The following is a 15,891-nucleotide window of genomic DNA, read 5'->3' on the forward strand; positions in this document are numbered from 1 at the left end:
ATGAAAAAAACGCTTTTGTCACTTCTGCTTTGTTTGAGTACCTCTGCGATGGCCGTTCAGGAACCGGTAAATATTACGATTCTGGGGACATCTGATCTGCACGGCACGTTCGTTCCCTGGGATTACGCCACTGATACTGCCAACATGGCGGGCAGCCTGAGCCAGATCGCGACACAGGTGCAGAAGGTTCGCGCACAGCAGCCTAACGTGATTCTGGTTGATGCGGGCGATACGATTCAGGGTAACTTTGTCGAAACCTTCAAAAATGACAAAACCAGCCCGATGATCCTCGGTTTTAACGCGCTGAACTATGACGTTTGGGTTCTGGGCAACCACGAGTTCGATTTCGGCCTGAACGTGCTCTCCACTTCTCTCGACCAGTTCAACGGCACCGCGCTGGCGGGCAACATTTTTTGGGAGAGCGGTAAACCTTACTTACCTGCCTATAAAATTGTCGAACGGCAGGGCGTGAAGATTGGCATCATCGGTATGGATACACCGATGACCGCAGAGTTCGCCAAGGGTACTGACCGTGTGAAAGGGTTGAACTTTACCGATCCTGTCGGGGCGGTAAAAACCGTTATTCAGCACATCCACGATAAGGTCGATGCTATCGTTCTGGTCGCCCATATGGGAATCGATAACGAGAACCAGCGGCCGGGAACCGGTGTAGGCGACATTGCTCGCGCAAACCCTGAATTAGCCGCCATCGTCGCGGGTCATATGCACGTAAAAGTGGATAAAGAGGTGATAAATGGCGTGATTGTCACCGAACCGGACAAATATGGTCGCGCCCTGTCGCGCATCGATTTGCAGTTTGAACAACAGAATGGCAAATACGTGCTGATCAACAAAGACAGTTATACTTATGCGATTAAGGACGTGGATTCTGACCGCAAGATGGAAGACATCTATGAGCCTTATCACAACACCTTGCGCGCCAACGCCAACCGTCCGATCGCACAGCTTCTCGGGCACGATCTGGTGCCGCAAGATGCCGTGAAAGGCATTCCTCAGGTACACGTGCAGGACACAGGCATCAGCGCACTGTTCCAGGAAGCCAGCCGTCATTACGCCCCTAAAGCACAGGTTATCGCACTGCAAATTGATAACGATCGGCCTAAGCTGAACGTCGGCACCATCGCCGCGAAGGACATTGCCTTTAACTATCAATATGCTGGTGGTGAGATCACGGTTTACCAACTCACTGGAAAAGATCTGAAGAAATACATGGAATGGTCAGCGGGTTATTTCAATCAGCTACAGGACGGTGATGTCACTTACAGCTTCAATCCGCAACGCCGCGCGTCCAAGTATTCTACCAATGATTTCTTCGACGGCGTGACGTACACCATCGATCTGACGAAACCCGCCGGACAGCGTATTACTGACCTGAAAATGAATAACGGTACGCCGGTTACCGACGACATGCCGATTCGTCTGGGTATGAACAGCTACCGTATGGGCCACTTAACGCAGAAAGGCGGCGTGCTGGAAGGTATGCAGTTCCCGGTACTGTCGGATACCAAAGTGGAATATGGCGAAGAAGCAGGGACGATTCGTAACCTGACCATTCGTTATCTCACCGAGGTGAAAAAAGGTCAGTATGAAGGAACGGTGCCGCAGCGCTGGAAGCTGGCAGGATTGCAGGGCTATGAACGCGAACGCGGCATTGTCGAATCGCTGCTCAACAGCGGAAAAATCAGCGTACCGACCTCAGACGATGGCCGCTACAGCAACGTGCAATCCATCAACGTGAAATCCCTGCTGCTGCCGAATGCCGCACAGAGAGAGAAACGCGTGGCGGAACTGACGCAACAGCGCGACAGCGCCACCGATGCGTTGACCAAACAGCGGCTGAACGATCGGTTGACGATTATCGCGGCCATTAATTAACCGACGCTCCCTTGCCGCACGCTTTATTCTGCGGCAAGGGTAAACCCTGGATGGCGGATTACACCACGCCCTGCGCCAGCATCGCGTCGGCTACTTTGACAAAGCCCGCGACGTTAGCACCGCGCACGTAGTTAGTCTGGCTGTCTTCACCGCCGTACTGCACACACGCACTGTGAATATCCAGCATGATGTGATGCAGATGCGCATCCACCTTCTCGGCTTTCCAGCCCAAACGTGCCGCGTTCTGCGCCATTTCCAGCCCGGATGTCGCCACGCCGCCAGCGTTGGCCGCTTTGCCCGGCGCAAACAGCACGCCGGCATCCAGGAACGCATCGGTGGCTGGGATCGTGGTTGGCATGTTAGCGCCTTCTGCCACGGCTTTCACACCATTAGCAATCAGCGTCTGTGCCGCTGGCAGATCCAGCTCATTCTGCGTGGCGCACGGCAGCGCGATGTCTACCGGCACTTCCCACGGCGTTTTGCCTGCGAGGTAAGTCAGTTTCGCTTCACGCGCATAATCTTCCACGCGGCCATAGCGTTTATTTTTGATCTCTTCCAGCAGCGCCAGTTTCTCTGGGGTAAACCCGTTTTCATCCACCACCGTGCCGTTAGAATCCGATGCCGTAACCACGCGCGCGCCCAGTTCCATCGCTTTTTCAATCGCATACTGCGCCACATTGCCCGAACCGGACACGGCAACACGCATACCTTCAAAGCCCAGACCGTGGCGTTTCAGCATCGCTTCCGTGAAGTAGATCAGGCCGTAGCCCGTTGCTTCAGGGCGAATCAGGCTGCCGCCGAACGACAGCCCTTTACCGGTGAAGACGCACGCGGTGTTGTTGGTCAGCTTCTTCATCATGCCGGTCATGAAACCGACTTCGCGGCCACCCACGCCAATGTCGCCCGCCGGAACGTCCGTATCCGCACCCAGATGACGATACAGTTCCGTCATCAGCGCCTGACAGAAACGCATGATTTCACCCTGGCTTTTCCCTTTCGGGTTAAAGTCCGAGCCGCCTTTCCCACCGCCCATTGGCAGCGTCGTCAGCGCATTCTTAAACGTCTGCTCGAATCCGAGGAATTTCAGAATCGACAGGTTAACGGATGGGTGGAAACGCATACCGCCTTTGTACGGCCCGATCGCAGAGCTGAACTGGACACGCCAGGCGCGGTTCACCTGCACCTGACCTTTGTCGTCCGTCCACGCGACGCGAAACTGAATCACACGTTCCGGTTCTACCAATCGCTCCAGCAGGCTGTAATCCGCATAATGAGGATTCTGCTCCAGAAAAGGCCACAGAGTAGAAAGCACTTCATTAACGGCCTGTAGAAATTCAGGCTGATGCGGATCGCGTTGTTGAACAGAATCAAGAAAACTTGCCAGAGATACGATTTGTGCCATGAACAGCTCCTGATTGAACGAATAAGCTCCCTTCTGCTTCTTTATTTTTAGACACGCAGAAGCTTGTGGGATCGGTGAAAATGATGTTGTGTCCTTGGGACTATAGCACTGGCGATGGATATTTAAGCAAGTGTTTTATTTTCAGATAAACTTTATAATCCAATGAGATAGGAAGGGTTTTTCTGCATTTTAGGAAGGTGGGGGTTACATAAGCTTTTGTTATACAACAAAAGGCACAGCTCAAAGCCGTGCCTTTTATCACTGAAAAAAAATGCAAAAAAAGCTAATTTTTATTCATCTTCATCATCACGCAACGGCACGATGAGCATATCGACATGCACGGTATTAATCAGTTGGCGCGCCGAAGACATTAGTTTGCTCCAGAAGTCCTGATGGTGGCCGCATAGCACCAGATCGGCGTCATATTTCTTAATGGCATCAACCAGCACTTGTCCTAAATCGCCGCTGCCACTCAGCGTCTCGCTGATGGGGTAGCCCGCATTCTGTGACAGTTCGGTCAACGCGTTCTGGGTTTCTTCGGAGATACGCTGTTGCATGTCGCCCAGATTGACGTCGATAAGCCCCGTGTAGAGATCGGAGTAGTTCACATCAACGTGGATTAACGAGACTTTCGCATTGTACGGTCTTGCCATTGAAACGGCTTTTTCCACTAACACTTTGCTTTCTGGAGAAAGGTCAACAGCAATAAGGATGTGTTTGTAAGCCATAATAAGACTCCTTCCGTAAAGACTAATTAAGGGTTAGCAGCTATTTCTCCTGCCAATCTGATACTTAACAGCGGATTATAGAATAACACTCATCCGCACTATCGGACTGTTCAGTCGATCACAACCCGTTTTTAAACCTGTTAATTCTATTGATAAGTGTAGTAGAAACCGCTCCTTTTCACAGTTAAATCGCGCAGCTTCTCCTTTCGGAAAGGGCATTATCTCGCCGAAAATCGTCCTTCATGCCGCTTGCCCCTGCCTCTCTGGCACAAAAGAACATTCTTCTTCTACACTACAAGTAGGGGGCAACGAGCCTGTCCGCTCCCCCTGGGATGAAACACGAGAACGGGGCTAGCCGTGATGCTGTTGGCTATCCACAATGACAATAAAATCGTGCACAAGCGCGTGGCATAACTATTCGTTCATAGAAAAACATTCGTTCGTAGAAAAACATCGCAAACAAATGTCGTAGATCTGCGTCGCGGATAATCGTAACGCTTGTCATCTTCCACGGGTGGGTAACGGGAAATGTGTCGCCACCCTATCTGACGAATAGAACGACCGGGAGGGAAGCATGATTAGTACATTTGCGCTTTTCTGGGCTTTATGTATCGTCTGCATCATCAATATGGCGCGGTACTACTCTTCATTGCGCGTGTTACTACTGGTTTTGCGTGACTGTGACCCGCTGCTTTACCAATACGTTGACGGAGGAGGGTTTTTTACATCGCATGGTCAGCCAAGTAAGCAAATTCGGCTGGTACGCTACATCTACGCACAACGCTATCTTGATCACCACGACCCGGAATTTATTCGCCGCTGCGAGCGAGTGCGGGGACAGTTCCTGCTCACGACCGCCCTGTGCGGCCTCATCGTCATCAGTCTGGTTGCCATGATGATGTGGTATTAAGCGTCGGGACTGACACGATCACGGGTATTAGCGTAGTCATTGTTGCTAACACAAGCATTGTTATTAACATAAAAATTGTTATTAACACCATCATCGGTATTAACACCATGAACGTCGATAAAAAGTAAAAAGGCGATTCCCCACAGAATCGCCTTTTTTTATGACGGTTAGATCAGCTTCAACGCCAGCCAGTACAACGTACCGGACATCAGCATCGAGATAGGTAGCGTCAATACCCAAGCCAGCAGAATGCTTCTTATCGTTTTGCCCTGTACACCACCGCCGTCGGCAATCATCGTCCCGGCAACCGCCGAGGACAATACGTGCGTGGTGGAAACCGGCATGCCAGTGTAGCTGGCAACACCAATCGACAGAGCCGCCGTCACCTGCGCCGAAACGCCCTGTGCGTAGGTCATGCCTTTCTTGCCAATCTTCTCACCGATAGTTACCGCTACGCGTTTCCAGCCCACCATCGTGCCTAAAGACAGCGCCAATGCGACAGCGACAATAATCCAGAGAGGCGCATACTCAACCGTCTGCAACATGTCTTTGCGCAGGTTGCTCAGGTAGCGTTTATCTTCACCCGATGTCTCTGGCAGCTTGATCACCCGATCCATCGTGTCCGAGATACACATCAGCAGACGACGCACACGGCTACGATCGTCAGGGTTTAACTGGTCGTAACTTTTCAGGTTATTCAGCAGGCCCTGTGTATGCTCGATCGCAATAATCACACGCGAACTGTCACAGTGGAACGCTTTCTGACCGTTGCCGGGAATCGTGTTTTCCGTCGCAGGAATCACTGGGGGAGACAGGTCGATAACATGTGCCAATGCATCGCCATGCTGCCTGTAGTATTCCTGCAAATTAACAACAGCATCGCGGGTACGGCTGATGTCATAGCCAGACGCGTTCATGTTGACAATGAACCCAGCTGGCGCAACGCCAATCAGCACCAGCATAATCAAGCCGATACCTTTCTGACCGTCGTTTGCCCCGTGAGAAAAGCTCACGCCAATCGCCGATAAAATCAGCGCGGTGCGCGTCCAGAATGGCGGCTTACGCTTGCCGTCCTGCTTTTCGCGATCGACAGGCGTCAGGTGCACACGCTTACGCTTTTTACTGTTGTTCCAGAACCGACGCAACAGCAGCAGCATCAGGCCCGCAACCACCATGCCGACAATCGGCGATAGCAGCAGCGACAGGAAAATACTGATCATTTTCGGCACGTTCAACGCATCGACGACGGAGGTATTCGTCAGTAGCGCGTTAGTCAAACCAATACCGATAATGGAGCCGATCAGCGTGTGAGAACTGGAGGCGGGAATACCAAAATACCAGGTACCCAGATTCCAGATAATGGCGGCCAGCAGCATGGAAAATACCATGGCCAGACCGTGCGCCGAACTCACGTTCAGCAGTAAATCCGTGGGGAGAAGGTGAACAATTGCATAGGCTACGCTCAGGCCGCCCAGCAGAACACCGAAGAAATTAAAGATACCCGCCATAACAACGGCAAACTCTGCGCGCATGGCGCGGGTATAAATAACAGTAGCAACGGCATTCGCGGTATCGTGAAAACCGTTAATGGCTTCATACATAAGTACAAATAACAAAGCCAGTATCAACATCAGGCCGGTGTAGTAATCCAGTCCGGCAAATAAATGTAGCATAAACGTTAGGCCATTTAGTGGTCATGAACGCGGCGCATTATCGGCGACAAGCAGGGGTTGGGAAAAGCAAAATATGACATTTTTTTGACTTAATCTGTGATGGGGATCGGAGGGGGAATCACTTAATCAATAAAAATCAAATAATTATATATTTTTACTAAAATTCTCAAATTGTTACACTGGTATCGAACAAAAACCAACACTACAATTTGCCGCCTTACGGCTTTCAGCCTGTGGCAATCCAAGAAGATAAAATCACTCATCGGAGAAATGCATTGTGGAACAGTTTGACGCTGTCATCATCGGTGCCGGTGCAGCAGGCATGTTTTGCGCGGCACAGGCAGGACAACGCGGACTGCGTGTTCTACTGCTCGATAACGGCAAGAAAGCTGGCCGGAAAATATTGATGTCCGGCGGCGGTCGCTGCAACTTTACCAATATGTATGCAGAGCCAGCGGCCTATCTCTCTCACAATCCTCACTTTTGTAAATCGGCACTGGCGCGTTATACCCAATGGGATTTCATCAGTCTGGTCAACAGCCACCACATCGCTTATCACGAGAAAACGCTCGGCCAGTTATTTTGCGATGATTCCGCGCAGCAAATCGTGGACATGCTGGTAACAGAATGTGGGCAGGCGAACGTCACCCTCCGTCTGCGCAGTGAAGTTACCTCGGTGGAGAAATCAGACGATCTGTTCACCGTCCAGCTAAGCAACGGCACAGCATTCCAAAGCGCATCGTTGGTCGTTGCCTGCGGCGGTCTGTCGATGCCCGGCCTGGGTGCGACGCCGTTTGGCTACCAACTTGCCGCACAGTTCGGCATCAACGTGCTCCCAACTCGCGCAGCACTGGTGCCATTTACGCTGCACAAGCCGCTGCTCGAACAATTACAAACCCTCTCCGGCGTCTCCGTGCCTACCGTCGTCACCGCAGAAAATGGCGTGACGTTCCGTGAAAACATCCTGTTTACGCACCGTGGGCTATCTGGCCCCGCTATTTTGCAGATTTCCAGCTATTGGCAGGCGGGTGAATTCGTCACCATCAACTTGCTGCCCGATCGCGATCTCACCCAGCTCATCAACGATGAGCGCACCGCGCACCCAAACCAAAGTCTGAAAAACACGCTGGCGCAGTGGCTGCCTAAGCGACTGGTTGAATGCCTGCAAGCGTTAGGGCAACTGCCGGACGTCACGCTGAAGCAGCTCAACAGCACACAGCAAACGCAGATTGAGCAGAGCCTGCAACAGTGGCGTATACAGCCAAACGGTACAGAAGGCTATCGCACGGCCGAAGTGACCATCGGCGGCGTTGACACCCGCGCGCTGTCCTCCAAAACGATGGAAGCCAACGCGGTGCCGGAGCTGTATTTCATTGGTGAAGTCGTTGATGTGACCGGCTGGCTCGGTGGCTATAACTTCCAATGGGCATGGAGTTCAGCATGGGCATGTGCGCAGGCGCTGCCTTTCTGCAAATAGGCACTATAATAACCTCTATTCAGCACTCTCCTTTAATTTACGGAGAAAAGGACGTCTCTACATAGGCCTCTACTGCCAGAAAGGAGATGTGGATGAGTCCCAGACGTAGCAAACATAACATCAATCTGTTGCAGCTACTGGTTGCCGGCATGCTGCCGTTGCTGCTTGGATTGCTGTTCACGTTTGTTGAATCCAGGTTAATGGTAAAGCGTGATTTGGAATCCACTGCGCAAATCGCGATGAATCATGCCGAGAATATCTCGACACAAGCATGGAAAATGGTAGACCGTCTCCAGCCCTTTCATGGTCAGCCCTGCGACGCCATCGGCGACGAACTGCAACGCCTAGGTTCGGTCTTTTCTTACTTTCGCTCAATCGGCGTGATCCATAATACCGAGGTCTATTGCTCTTCAACATTTGGCAACACGCTGACGCCAATGAATCGCGTCATTCTACAGCCGCTCCCAGAGCGCTATTCTGAACGCTGGAGCCTGTCAATTGCAGGCTCCGACAACGTGAAAGAACGCCCGGCGCTGATCTTCGTCCAGATGCCTCTTATGGATTACGGCGCTTACGCCATGGTCGATGCGCAATATCTGATCGACCCCATGATGGCGATAAGCAAAATTCGCGATTACCAGCTTATCCTGCAAATGGATAACGGGCACCCAATTCAAACTGGCCCGGCGATTACGCCCCGTACTGGCCTATTTTCTACCTCTGCGTTTGAAATCAAATCGAATCGCTTCCCGATAACCCTCAATGTCACCGCCCCCGCCTCTCAAGAAATAACAAACTGGAAGCAGGCATTCTTCACGTTTCTGCCACTGGCGATTATTCTCTCTTTGCTGTTCACGACGGCGATGTGGTACTGGCAAAAACGTAAATTATTATTCCGCGACGAAATCCGTAAGGGCATCGCTAACGGCGAGTTTTCCGTCTATTACCAACCCATCTATGATGCAGAATCGCGAACCTGCACCGGCGTTGAGACATTACTGCGCTGGCGACGCAGCAATGGGAAGTGGATCAGACCCGATATATTTATCTCGGCCGCTGAAGCAGAAAGTATGATTATTCCCATCACCCGGCATGTATTTGATCTGGTGGCGTCAGATATTGCCAGTTGGCAGGTAAAACCGGGGTTTCATCTGGGGCTCAACGTTGCAGCCGAGCACTTGCATCACCCCAATTTTGTTTCAGACGTACACCGCTTCGCAGAGAAGATCGCCTCTCATTCATTAAGCATTACGCTGGAACTGACAGAACGTAACCTCATCAGTAACGGCCCTGAAATCATACAGCGCCTGCATCAGCTGCGTGAAGATGGCTTTATGATTGCCATTGATGACTTTGGCACCGGACACTGTTCCCTCTCTTACCTGCAAAATTTCCCGCTGGATTTCCTGAAAATAGACCAGGGATTCGTTAGCGCCATTTCATCACCGGATGAAGAAGCACCTATTCTTGATGCCATTATTAATCTGAGCCATCGCATCAAGCTTCAATCCGTAGCGGAAGGCGTAGAAACCGAGCAACAGTTGATGTATTTACAGCGACGTGGCGTCAAATATATTCAGGGGTTCCTTTACGCTAAGCCGATGGACAATGAATCGTTTCTCGTCTGGCTTCACTACAATGGCAATAAATCGATAGAGAGCTTTATGATGAAAAATAAAGAGGGGAAGAAGAATGACTAACCGGCGGAAACATGTCCACCGGTTTTCTATGCCAGATCAATCAGAAACGATAGCCGACGCCAATATTAAAGGCATCTACACGCGTTTCATAAATCTTCGTGCCTTCGTAGCCAATATCAATCGCCCAGTTGGCTACTGGCGTAATTTGAATACCGGCACCATAAGCAAAGCGGGTCTCTTTCTCACTTCCGGAATCAGCAAAAGTACCGTAATCGTATTTCCAGTCCACTTTCCCATGACCAACACCCGCTAAACCATAAACGCTGACATAGTCGTTAAAGCGGTAGGATGGGCCAGCCATCAAGGAATAGTATTTAAGTTTAGTCGTGTCATTGGAGTTGAAGTCACGATCATAATAATCTTCTTTTGCTCCCAGATAAGTGAAAGAACCAATAATGCCAAGAGCAGAATCACCTTGATAATGGTATTTGGCTGTAATCCCTTTTGGATCTTTAAAGTCATCGACTTTCGCCTGAGCATAACCCAAAGATACCGTTTGTGTTGCCTGAGCAACAGACATTCCCATGGCGCAAGCAATCAGCGTGGAAAGCAGCAGTGTTGTTTTTTTCATGATCGAAACATCTTCCATGTTTGAATAAAAAGACGGTTTCAACACAGCGGATATATAAATATCGCGAATGTTGAGCGCACATAAACTTACATTTAAATACGTCGAGGTAAAGTCAGTCTTATTTTTAAACAACTCCAATGTTTTTATTTTAACCGTTAGAAAACAAAAAGATAAATAACAAAAAGGATAATTAACACCCGATTTATTGTTCAGTTTTTGGGAACATTCTGAACTCAAAGCAAGGGAAATATAGCAATAAACGATGCAAGAAAAGGTCGATACAAAACCCTATTTTTACAAAGGACTAATTTGACAAAAGACGGTTCTTATAAGCAAACTGTTTTATAAACGAGTAGTGTGAATAGACGATGTTACAAGAGGAGACGAACGAGGAACGATTTTTTTACTGAGGAAGAAAATTGGTCGGCGAGAGAGGATTCGAACCTCCGACCCACTGGTCCCAAACCAGTTGCGCTACCAAGCTGCGCTACTCGCCGAATGCGGGCGCATCTTACTGCTACCCTATTGAAGCGTCAATACCTTTTTAGCAAAAGGATTTCGGCTGCCGTTAAAGTGTCCATCCCTTGTATTGACAGCGTGAAACCGACGTCCTTGTCCGTGATTCATATCAATTAGCAGGTCTCTGACACCAGTTATTTTTAGGGTTAATACCGCCGTCAGGCGACGTGTATCCCAGACAGCCGAGAATCGTGTCAAACAGCTCTTCATGGCGATGTGTTTTGCCAACGCGCTGTTGCGCTTTCAACTGCTCAAACGCATGCAGATTATCAGTGTCAGCCAAAAATTTATCCGAGGTCCATACCATCATCGGTGAACGGAACTGCTCAGGCGGTGCCATCTCACGTGGTGTGCCGTGCAAATGGTAGTTCTCATCAATCGATTCGCCGTGATCGGAAGCATAAAACACGATCGCTTTCTTATCCCGAACCTGATCGATCACGCTATCAATAAAGCTATCGGTATACAGCACGCTATTATCGAAAGCATTAATCAACTGCTCGCGCGTACAGGAGGCATCCACGCCCATACACTCTGGTTGATAGCGCGCATAACTGCGAGGATAACGCATGGAATACAGGTAGTGAGAACCTTTGGTATGCAACACAATCAGGTGCTTACCTTTGGGATAGCGTGCCAGTGACTCCTTGACCTCATCAACCAGCAACATGTCCTGCACCGATTTACCGTCATTGTGTTTCTCTGACGCAATCATTTCGCGGAAAGAGTAGTTGTTCGCCTCAATGCTATTGTAGAACCACACCTCACTTTGCATGGCAAACAGCTCGGAGGTAAAGCCCAGTTCTTTCAGTATGGCAAAGATATTCCGCTCTTTCAGCGTTCGCTGCGGGTTGTCTTCCGTACCGCCTTCTCGCACAAACATACAGCGCATGGAAAGCTTGGTTGAGGTATCACATGACTGACCACGGAAAGCGACCAGATTTTTTTCTTTCGATAGCTTTGGCGTCGTATCCCGCTCGTAGCCTAATAGCCCCATATGATCCCAGCGGGTTGTTTCACCGATAATGAAAATCACGTAGGTATCATCAATGCCTTTCGGCGGAACATAGGTGAAATGCTGAGCAGGATCGAACAGATTGGAAGAATCCTGACTCTCGCCATACTTGGTGTAAGCAAATAACCCTAAAGCAGACAACCAGTTGGAAGGAAGATACGAGTGAGCGACTACGCCGCCATAGCTCGGCAAATCCACATTAGATTCCCGCTCGGACACCGACTGAATGTTGTCCATATAGCGAAGCGGCATCCAAACCAGCGCAACGACGGCGACAAGAACCAGAAGAGGAATCAAACGCTTTCCCGGCGATTTAAGCTGTTCGATCAGCGTATGGCGCAGCGAATTCTTCCAGATCAAAAAGAGTGGTAGTGCACTCACCGCCAGCATCCACAGGAAAAAACGAAAACCGATAACTTCTTTAGAAAGATCGATATCTGTGGTCATGACCGCAGCAATGATGCCATAGCCGATCACGACATTAAAAAACGTCATGTAATAGCTAGCAGCAACGGAAATCAGCACCAGGAGAGAAGCGATAATCCGATAAAAACGACGTCCCCCGAGTGAAATAATTCTCATTAGGAAAAAGGTAAATAAGATACTCGCCGTCAATTCGACAAGAGCGGGAATAAACGTTGGAACCTGGTTACCAGTAGAGAGCAAAAAATAGTCAAATCGACGATAATACACTGATATATTTAGAAAAAGACCAATATAGACCGCCAGGACAAACGACAATTTGGGTTGCGAAAAAGATGCTACAAACTTCATTATTGACAAGTGCTCCAACAAAACCTTTCTTATTATCTGAAGCTATACGACAACATCCCTATGCCTGAGTTCAAGGAAATAACCAGACTCTCGGGCATTTTATATCGCAAAACAGCAAATAGGATTTAACCGTTTAATTAGTAAATTTCACTTATATTTAAGTGAAAAAAAGAAAAAACGGCCCTTTTATGTGAATGAATCCACGAAAAAATAAAAAGTACGATCCCAACTTGTTCTGAAGAATCAGTACCGCTTATCTATTATGCCCTCACGAACTAATCGGGCAATAAATTCCACCACGGTGGGATGCTTCAGGAACGCCATAATCTCTTCTGCACGCCGTTCTCCAATACCAGAGATCTGTAGCCACTGTTGCGCCGTCCATTGCCGTAACGTGAGCCAATCCACCTGACCCAAGGTGCTAATTGCAGAACGGGGAACAGGGAGGCCCAGCGCAAGTAGCCAGCGAGATAACGGCATCAGCCGTGCTGACTGCAAGCGCTGATAGATATCTCGCGCCCGCTTATCGCCCATACCATTGACCACATTAAGCTGTGCCTCCGTAAGAGATAGCCATGACAGCACATCTTCCAGTAAACCATGCTGCATCAGGCGCAGCCACATCCCGTCACGCATGCCCGCCAGATTTAACCCGTGCTCTCCACTCAACCAGACTAAGCGAGCCAGAAATTGCTGCTGGCAAACCACACTATACCGAAAACAGCTAAAAGCATGGAAATTATGCTCACTGGGGGGAACGATGGTTGGCCGTTCAGTCCCCCGCCACACGACATTATCCAGACGTGGAATCCCCTGCCCAGCCAGACTGACGCTCACCCGATCGCCGGGCAACACGTCCCACTGTTTCCAACGAGACAGAGAGCCTACATTCACCCGACTGACCGACTTGTCATCCAGTTTCAGAGGATTAAGTTTTAACACCACGGCGATCTTACCCGTCCGCCCTACAGAAAATACGACATCAGTGACTTCCGCAACCTGGTGAACAGGCGGATATTTCCACGCGATCGCCCAATCGGCCGATGTATTACGCCAATAGCGCCCCAGCGGCTCTTTAGTCTGGCGGATAACCACACCATCCGTCACGAAGGGCAGCGGGTTGTGATACCAGTGATAACGCCATTTTTCCGCGTCAGCGAATGACCCAATAGCGTGGGTATAGTCCGCCGTCATGGCAAACCCCATTTCCTTCAATTTCTCCAGACGTTCGGGCATCGTCATTGGGCCATCCGGCCATTCCCAGATAAACAGCCCCATCTGCGACAACACAGAAGATGGCTGATGACGACGCATTTCACCGGCCACGACCGAGCGTGCATTCACACCGCCCTGAATACGCTGTCGATGATCGGTCATCTTCAGGAAAAGCTCTCCTTGTAATACCAGTAAGGAAGGCGCATCGGTCAATAAATGAGGGATTCCCGGAATCAGGCGAACTTTTTCCGTCCAGTCTTCACCTTGCAGGCCGTTACCCCGGCTAACCGCGGACATGAGCTTACCGTGCTGATAGACTAGCGTAACAGCCACACCATCCACTTTTGGCTGAATCCATAAATCCTCACGCTGGGCAATCCATTGTACCAACTGCCCGCGATCGGACAATTTTTTCAATCCCGTATGGGCAACAGGGTGAAGCTGCTTGCCATGATCGGGTAACCGGACAGGAACAACGTTTTGGGGCTGAAAACAACCTAACCACAGGTTTAGTTGTTCCCGCAGTTGATCATAAACATCATCGGCTACCGGGCTTTTCCCTTCTGTATAATACAAGTAATCCCACCGTTCTAACTGATGACGTAATGCATCAATTTCTTTGCTGGAACGCGTGTTATCCCAATCGGGGCACACCGCACCAGCCACAGGGAAACTACTGCTTCCAACCACGAAGATAATCAAAAATGCTCTGATCCTGAGCCACATAACTCCCTCTTATCATCCAGTAGCGAATGGCCGCAGTACATAGCAACAGAGGGGAAAATGCGAGGCGAAAAAAGGAGAAATGCCAAACGCGCCGCAAGATGATTCATCATTTGCTACTCATGTAAAAAAGGAAGGAACACGCCTCGCAATCTAAAAAACAAACGTTGGCAAACGATTTGCCTGATGACATAACGAAAAAACAATCAGCGGAGAATTTACCGTAACGCGACTGATGACATATTGGCGTGTATAATGCGGGGATATACGCATTCTCCTGCTGCGTATCGACATTCACCATCGTAACCATGAATAAAACTTCATTATGGCTCAAGGCACGTTATATATCGTTTCTGCTCCCAGTGGAGCCGGGAAATCCAGCCTGATTCAGGCGTTATTAAAAACTCAGCCGCTTTACGACACTCAGGTATCAATTTCGCATACTACTCGAGCTAAACGACCGGGAGAAAATCACGGCGAACACTATTTCTTCGTCGAAGTCGATGAATTTAAGCGTATGATTCAGGAGAACGAGTTTCTGGAGCACGCTGAAGTCTTCGGCAATTACTACGGTACATCCCGACCGGCCATTGAGCAGGTATTAGCGACTGGCGTTGATGTTTTTCTGGATATCGACTGGCAAGGGGCCAAGCAAATCCGCGCCCAGATGCCGAAAGCGCGCAGTATTTTCATTCTGCCGCCATCAAAAGAAGAGCTCGCTCGTCGCCTGCGCGGCCGCGGACAAGATAGCGATGAAGTCATTGCTCGCCGTATGTCTCAGGCAGTGGCTGAAATGACGCACTACGGCGAGTATGATTACCTGATTGTGAATGATGATTTCGATCTGGCATTGCTCGATCTGAAAACCATTATTCGCGCCGAACGTCTGCGTTTGAGCAGACAACAGATTCGGCATGATGCATTAATCACCAAACTATTGGCAGACTGACGCCTCTTTCAGTATGATGCGCAGTCATTTTATTTCCTGTGGAGTAGCACATTATGGCACGCGTAACTGTTCAAGATGCTGTAGAGAAAATTGGTAACCGTTTTGACCTGGTGTTGGTCGCTGCTCGTCGCGCCCGTCAAATCCAGACTGGCGGCAAAGATCCGCTGGTTCCTGAAGAAAACGATAAGTACACCGTGATCGCACTGCGTGAAATCGAAGAAGGTCTGATCAACAACCAGATTCTGGATGTTCGTGACCGTCAGGAACAGCAAGAGCAGGAAGCCGCAGAGATTCAGGCGGTTACCGCGATTGCTGAAGGTCGTCGTTAATCACACCACG

General features: G+C 49.8%; 12 protein-coding genes and 1 tRNA gene. 6 read left to right on the plus strand and 7 right to left on the minus strand.

The genetic code is table 11. The features are described from left to right. Positions 1-1,896, plus strand: a complete 1,896-nt coding sequence (locus tag ACKQAD_RS08645) for a bifunctional metallophosphatase/5'-nucleotidase (RefSeq protein ID WP_409159783.1) — start codon at positions 1-3, stop codon at positions 1,894-1,896. A 58-nt stretch (positions 1,897-1,954) separates the two neighbouring features. Here ACKQAD_RS08645 and gdhA read toward each other — a convergent pair whose 3' ends face one another. After that, positions 1,955-3,298: an NADP-specific glutamate dehydrogenase gene (gene gdhA / locus ACKQAD_RS08650; RefSeq protein ID WP_409159784.1), complete on the minus strand. Its 1,344-nt coding sequence runs from the start codon at positions 3,296-3,298 to the stop codon at positions 1,955-1,957. A gap of 290 nt (positions 3,299-3,588) precedes the next feature. Then, positions 3,589-4,026 (minus strand): universal stress protein UspA, encoded by a 438-nt coding sequence (gene uspA, locus ACKQAD_RS08655; protein ID WP_015842285.1) that lies wholly within the window; start codon positions 4,024-4,026, stop codon positions 3,589-3,591. Positions 4,027-4,600: 574 nt separating this feature from the next. Between uspA and uspB the strand changes: the two genes are divergently transcribed. Further along, complete coding sequence (uspB, locus tag ACKQAD_RS08660; RefSeq protein WP_409159785.1) at positions 4,601-4,936, plus strand: universal stress protein UspB; 336 nt, start codon at positions 4,601-4,603, stop codon at positions 4,934-4,936. Positions 4,937-5,103: 167 nt separating this feature from the next. Here the strand turns inward: uspB and pitA are convergent, their stop codons facing one another. Then, the gene (gene pitA / locus ACKQAD_RS08665) at positions 5,104-6,609 is read right to left on the minus strand and encodes an inorganic phosphate transporter PitA (protein WP_409159786.1); all 1,506 of its coding nucleotides are present in this window, start codon (positions 6,607-6,609) and stop codon (positions 5,104-5,106) included. Between the two features lie 277 nt (positions 6,610-6,886). Here pitA and ACKQAD_RS08670 point away from each other — a divergent pair, with 277 nt between their 5' ends. Further along, positions 6,887-8,086 carry a BaiN/RdsA family NAD(P)/FAD-dependent oxidoreductase gene (locus ACKQAD_RS08670; protein WP_409159787.1) on the plus strand — a complete coding sequence of 400 codons (1,200 nt, stop codon included), beginning with the start codon at positions 6,887-6,889 and terminating at the stop codon, positions 8,084-8,086. 92 nt (positions 8,087-8,178) lie between these two features. After that, entirely contained in the window at positions 8,179-9,786 is a 1,608-nt protein-coding gene (locus tag ACKQAD_RS08675) for an EAL domain-containing protein (RefSeq protein WP_409159788.1), read from the plus strand. 40 nt (positions 9,787-9,826) lie between these two features. Here ACKQAD_RS08675 and ACKQAD_RS08680 read toward each other — a convergent pair whose 3' ends face one another. The 4 genes from ACKQAD_RS08680 to ligB all read right to left on the minus strand — a co-directional run bounded on the left by ACKQAD_RS08680 (position 9,827) and on the right by ligB (position 14,606). Continuing rightward, positions 9,827-10,357 carry an Ail/Lom family outer membrane beta-barrel protein gene (locus ACKQAD_RS08680; RefSeq protein WP_409159789.1) on the minus strand — a complete coding sequence of 177 codons (531 nt, stop codon included), beginning with the start codon at positions 10,355-10,357 and terminating at the stop codon, positions 9,827-9,829. Between the two features lie 420 nt (positions 10,358-10,777). Continuing rightward, a tRNA-Pro gene (locus tag ACKQAD_RS08685) sits at positions 10,778-10,854 on the minus strand. A 131-nt stretch (positions 10,855-10,985) separates the two neighbouring features. After that, on the minus strand, positions 10,986-12,665 hold the full coding sequence (gene eptB, locus ACKQAD_RS08690) for a kdo(2)-lipid A phosphoethanolamine 7''-transferase (RefSeq protein WP_409159790.1): 1,680 nt from the start codon (positions 12,663-12,665) through the stop codon (positions 10,986-10,988). A gap of 243 nt (positions 12,666-12,908) precedes the next feature. Then, positions 12,909-14,606: an NAD-dependent DNA ligase LigB gene (gene ligB / locus ACKQAD_RS08695; protein ID WP_409159791.1), complete on the minus strand. Its 1,698-nt coding sequence runs from the start codon at positions 14,604-14,606 to the stop codon at positions 12,909-12,911. Between the two features lie 322 nt (positions 14,607-14,928). Here ligB and gmk point away from each other — a divergent pair, with 322 nt between their 5' ends. Next, positions 14,929-15,552, plus strand: coding sequence for a guanylate kinase (gene gmk / locus ACKQAD_RS08700; protein WP_409159792.1), 624 nt, complete (start codon positions 14,929-14,931; stop codon positions 15,550-15,552). Between the two features lie 53 nt (positions 15,553-15,605). Next, complete coding sequence (rpoZ, locus tag ACKQAD_RS08705; protein WP_005968230.1) at positions 15,606-15,881, plus strand: DNA-directed RNA polymerase subunit omega; 276 nt, start codon at positions 15,606-15,608, stop codon at positions 15,879-15,881. Positions 15,882-15,891: the final 10 nt, after the last annotated feature.

The organism is Pectobacterium artocarpous (assembly GCF_046159765.1).
Taxonomy (GTDB): domain Bacteria; phylum Pseudomonadota; class Gammaproteobacteria; order Enterobacterales; family Enterobacteriaceae; genus Pectobacterium.

Bases quoted from the DNA above. Each gene is read 5' to 3' on its own strand.
- ACKQAD_RS08675 (WP_409159788.1), top strand. From the start codon at position 8,179: ATGAGTCCCAGACGTAGCAAACATAACATCAATCTGTTGCAGCTACTG.
- uspA (WP_015842285.1), bottom strand. From the start codon at position 4,026: ATGGCTTACAAACACATCCTTATTGCTGTTGACCTTTCTCCAGAAAGC.
- pitA (WP_409159786.1), bottom strand. From the start codon at position 6,609: ATGCTACATTTATTTGCCGGACTGGATTACTACACCGGCCTGATGTTG.
- ACKQAD_RS08680 (WP_409159789.1), bottom strand. From the start codon at position 10,357: ATGAAAAAAACAACACTGCTGCTTTCCACGCTGATTGCTTGCGCCATG.
- ligB (WP_409159791.1), bottom strand. From the start codon at position 14,606: ATGTGGCTCAGGATCAGAGCATTTTTGATTATCTTCGTGGTTGGAAGC.
- uspB (WP_409159785.1), top strand. From the start codon at position 4,601: ATGATTAGTACATTTGCGCTTTTCTGGGCTTTATGTATCGTCTGCATC.
- gmk (WP_409159792.1), top strand. From the start codon at position 14,929: ATGGCTCAAGGCACGTTATATATCGTTTCTGCTCCCAGTGGAGCCGGG.
- ACKQAD_RS08645 (WP_409159783.1), top strand. From the start codon at position 1: ATGAAAAAAACGCTTTTGTCACTTCTGCTTTGTTTGAGTACCTCTGCG.
- gdhA (WP_409159784.1), bottom strand. From the start codon at position 3,298: ATGGCACAAATCGTATCTCTGGCAAGTTTTCTTGATTCTGTTCAACAA.
- rpoZ (WP_005968230.1), top strand. From the start codon at position 15,606: ATGGCACGCGTAACTGTTCAAGATGCTGTAGAGAAAATTGGTAACCGT.
- eptB (WP_409159790.1), bottom strand. From the start codon at position 12,665: ATGAAGTTTGTAGCATCTTTTTCGCAACCCAAATTGTCGTTTGTCCTG.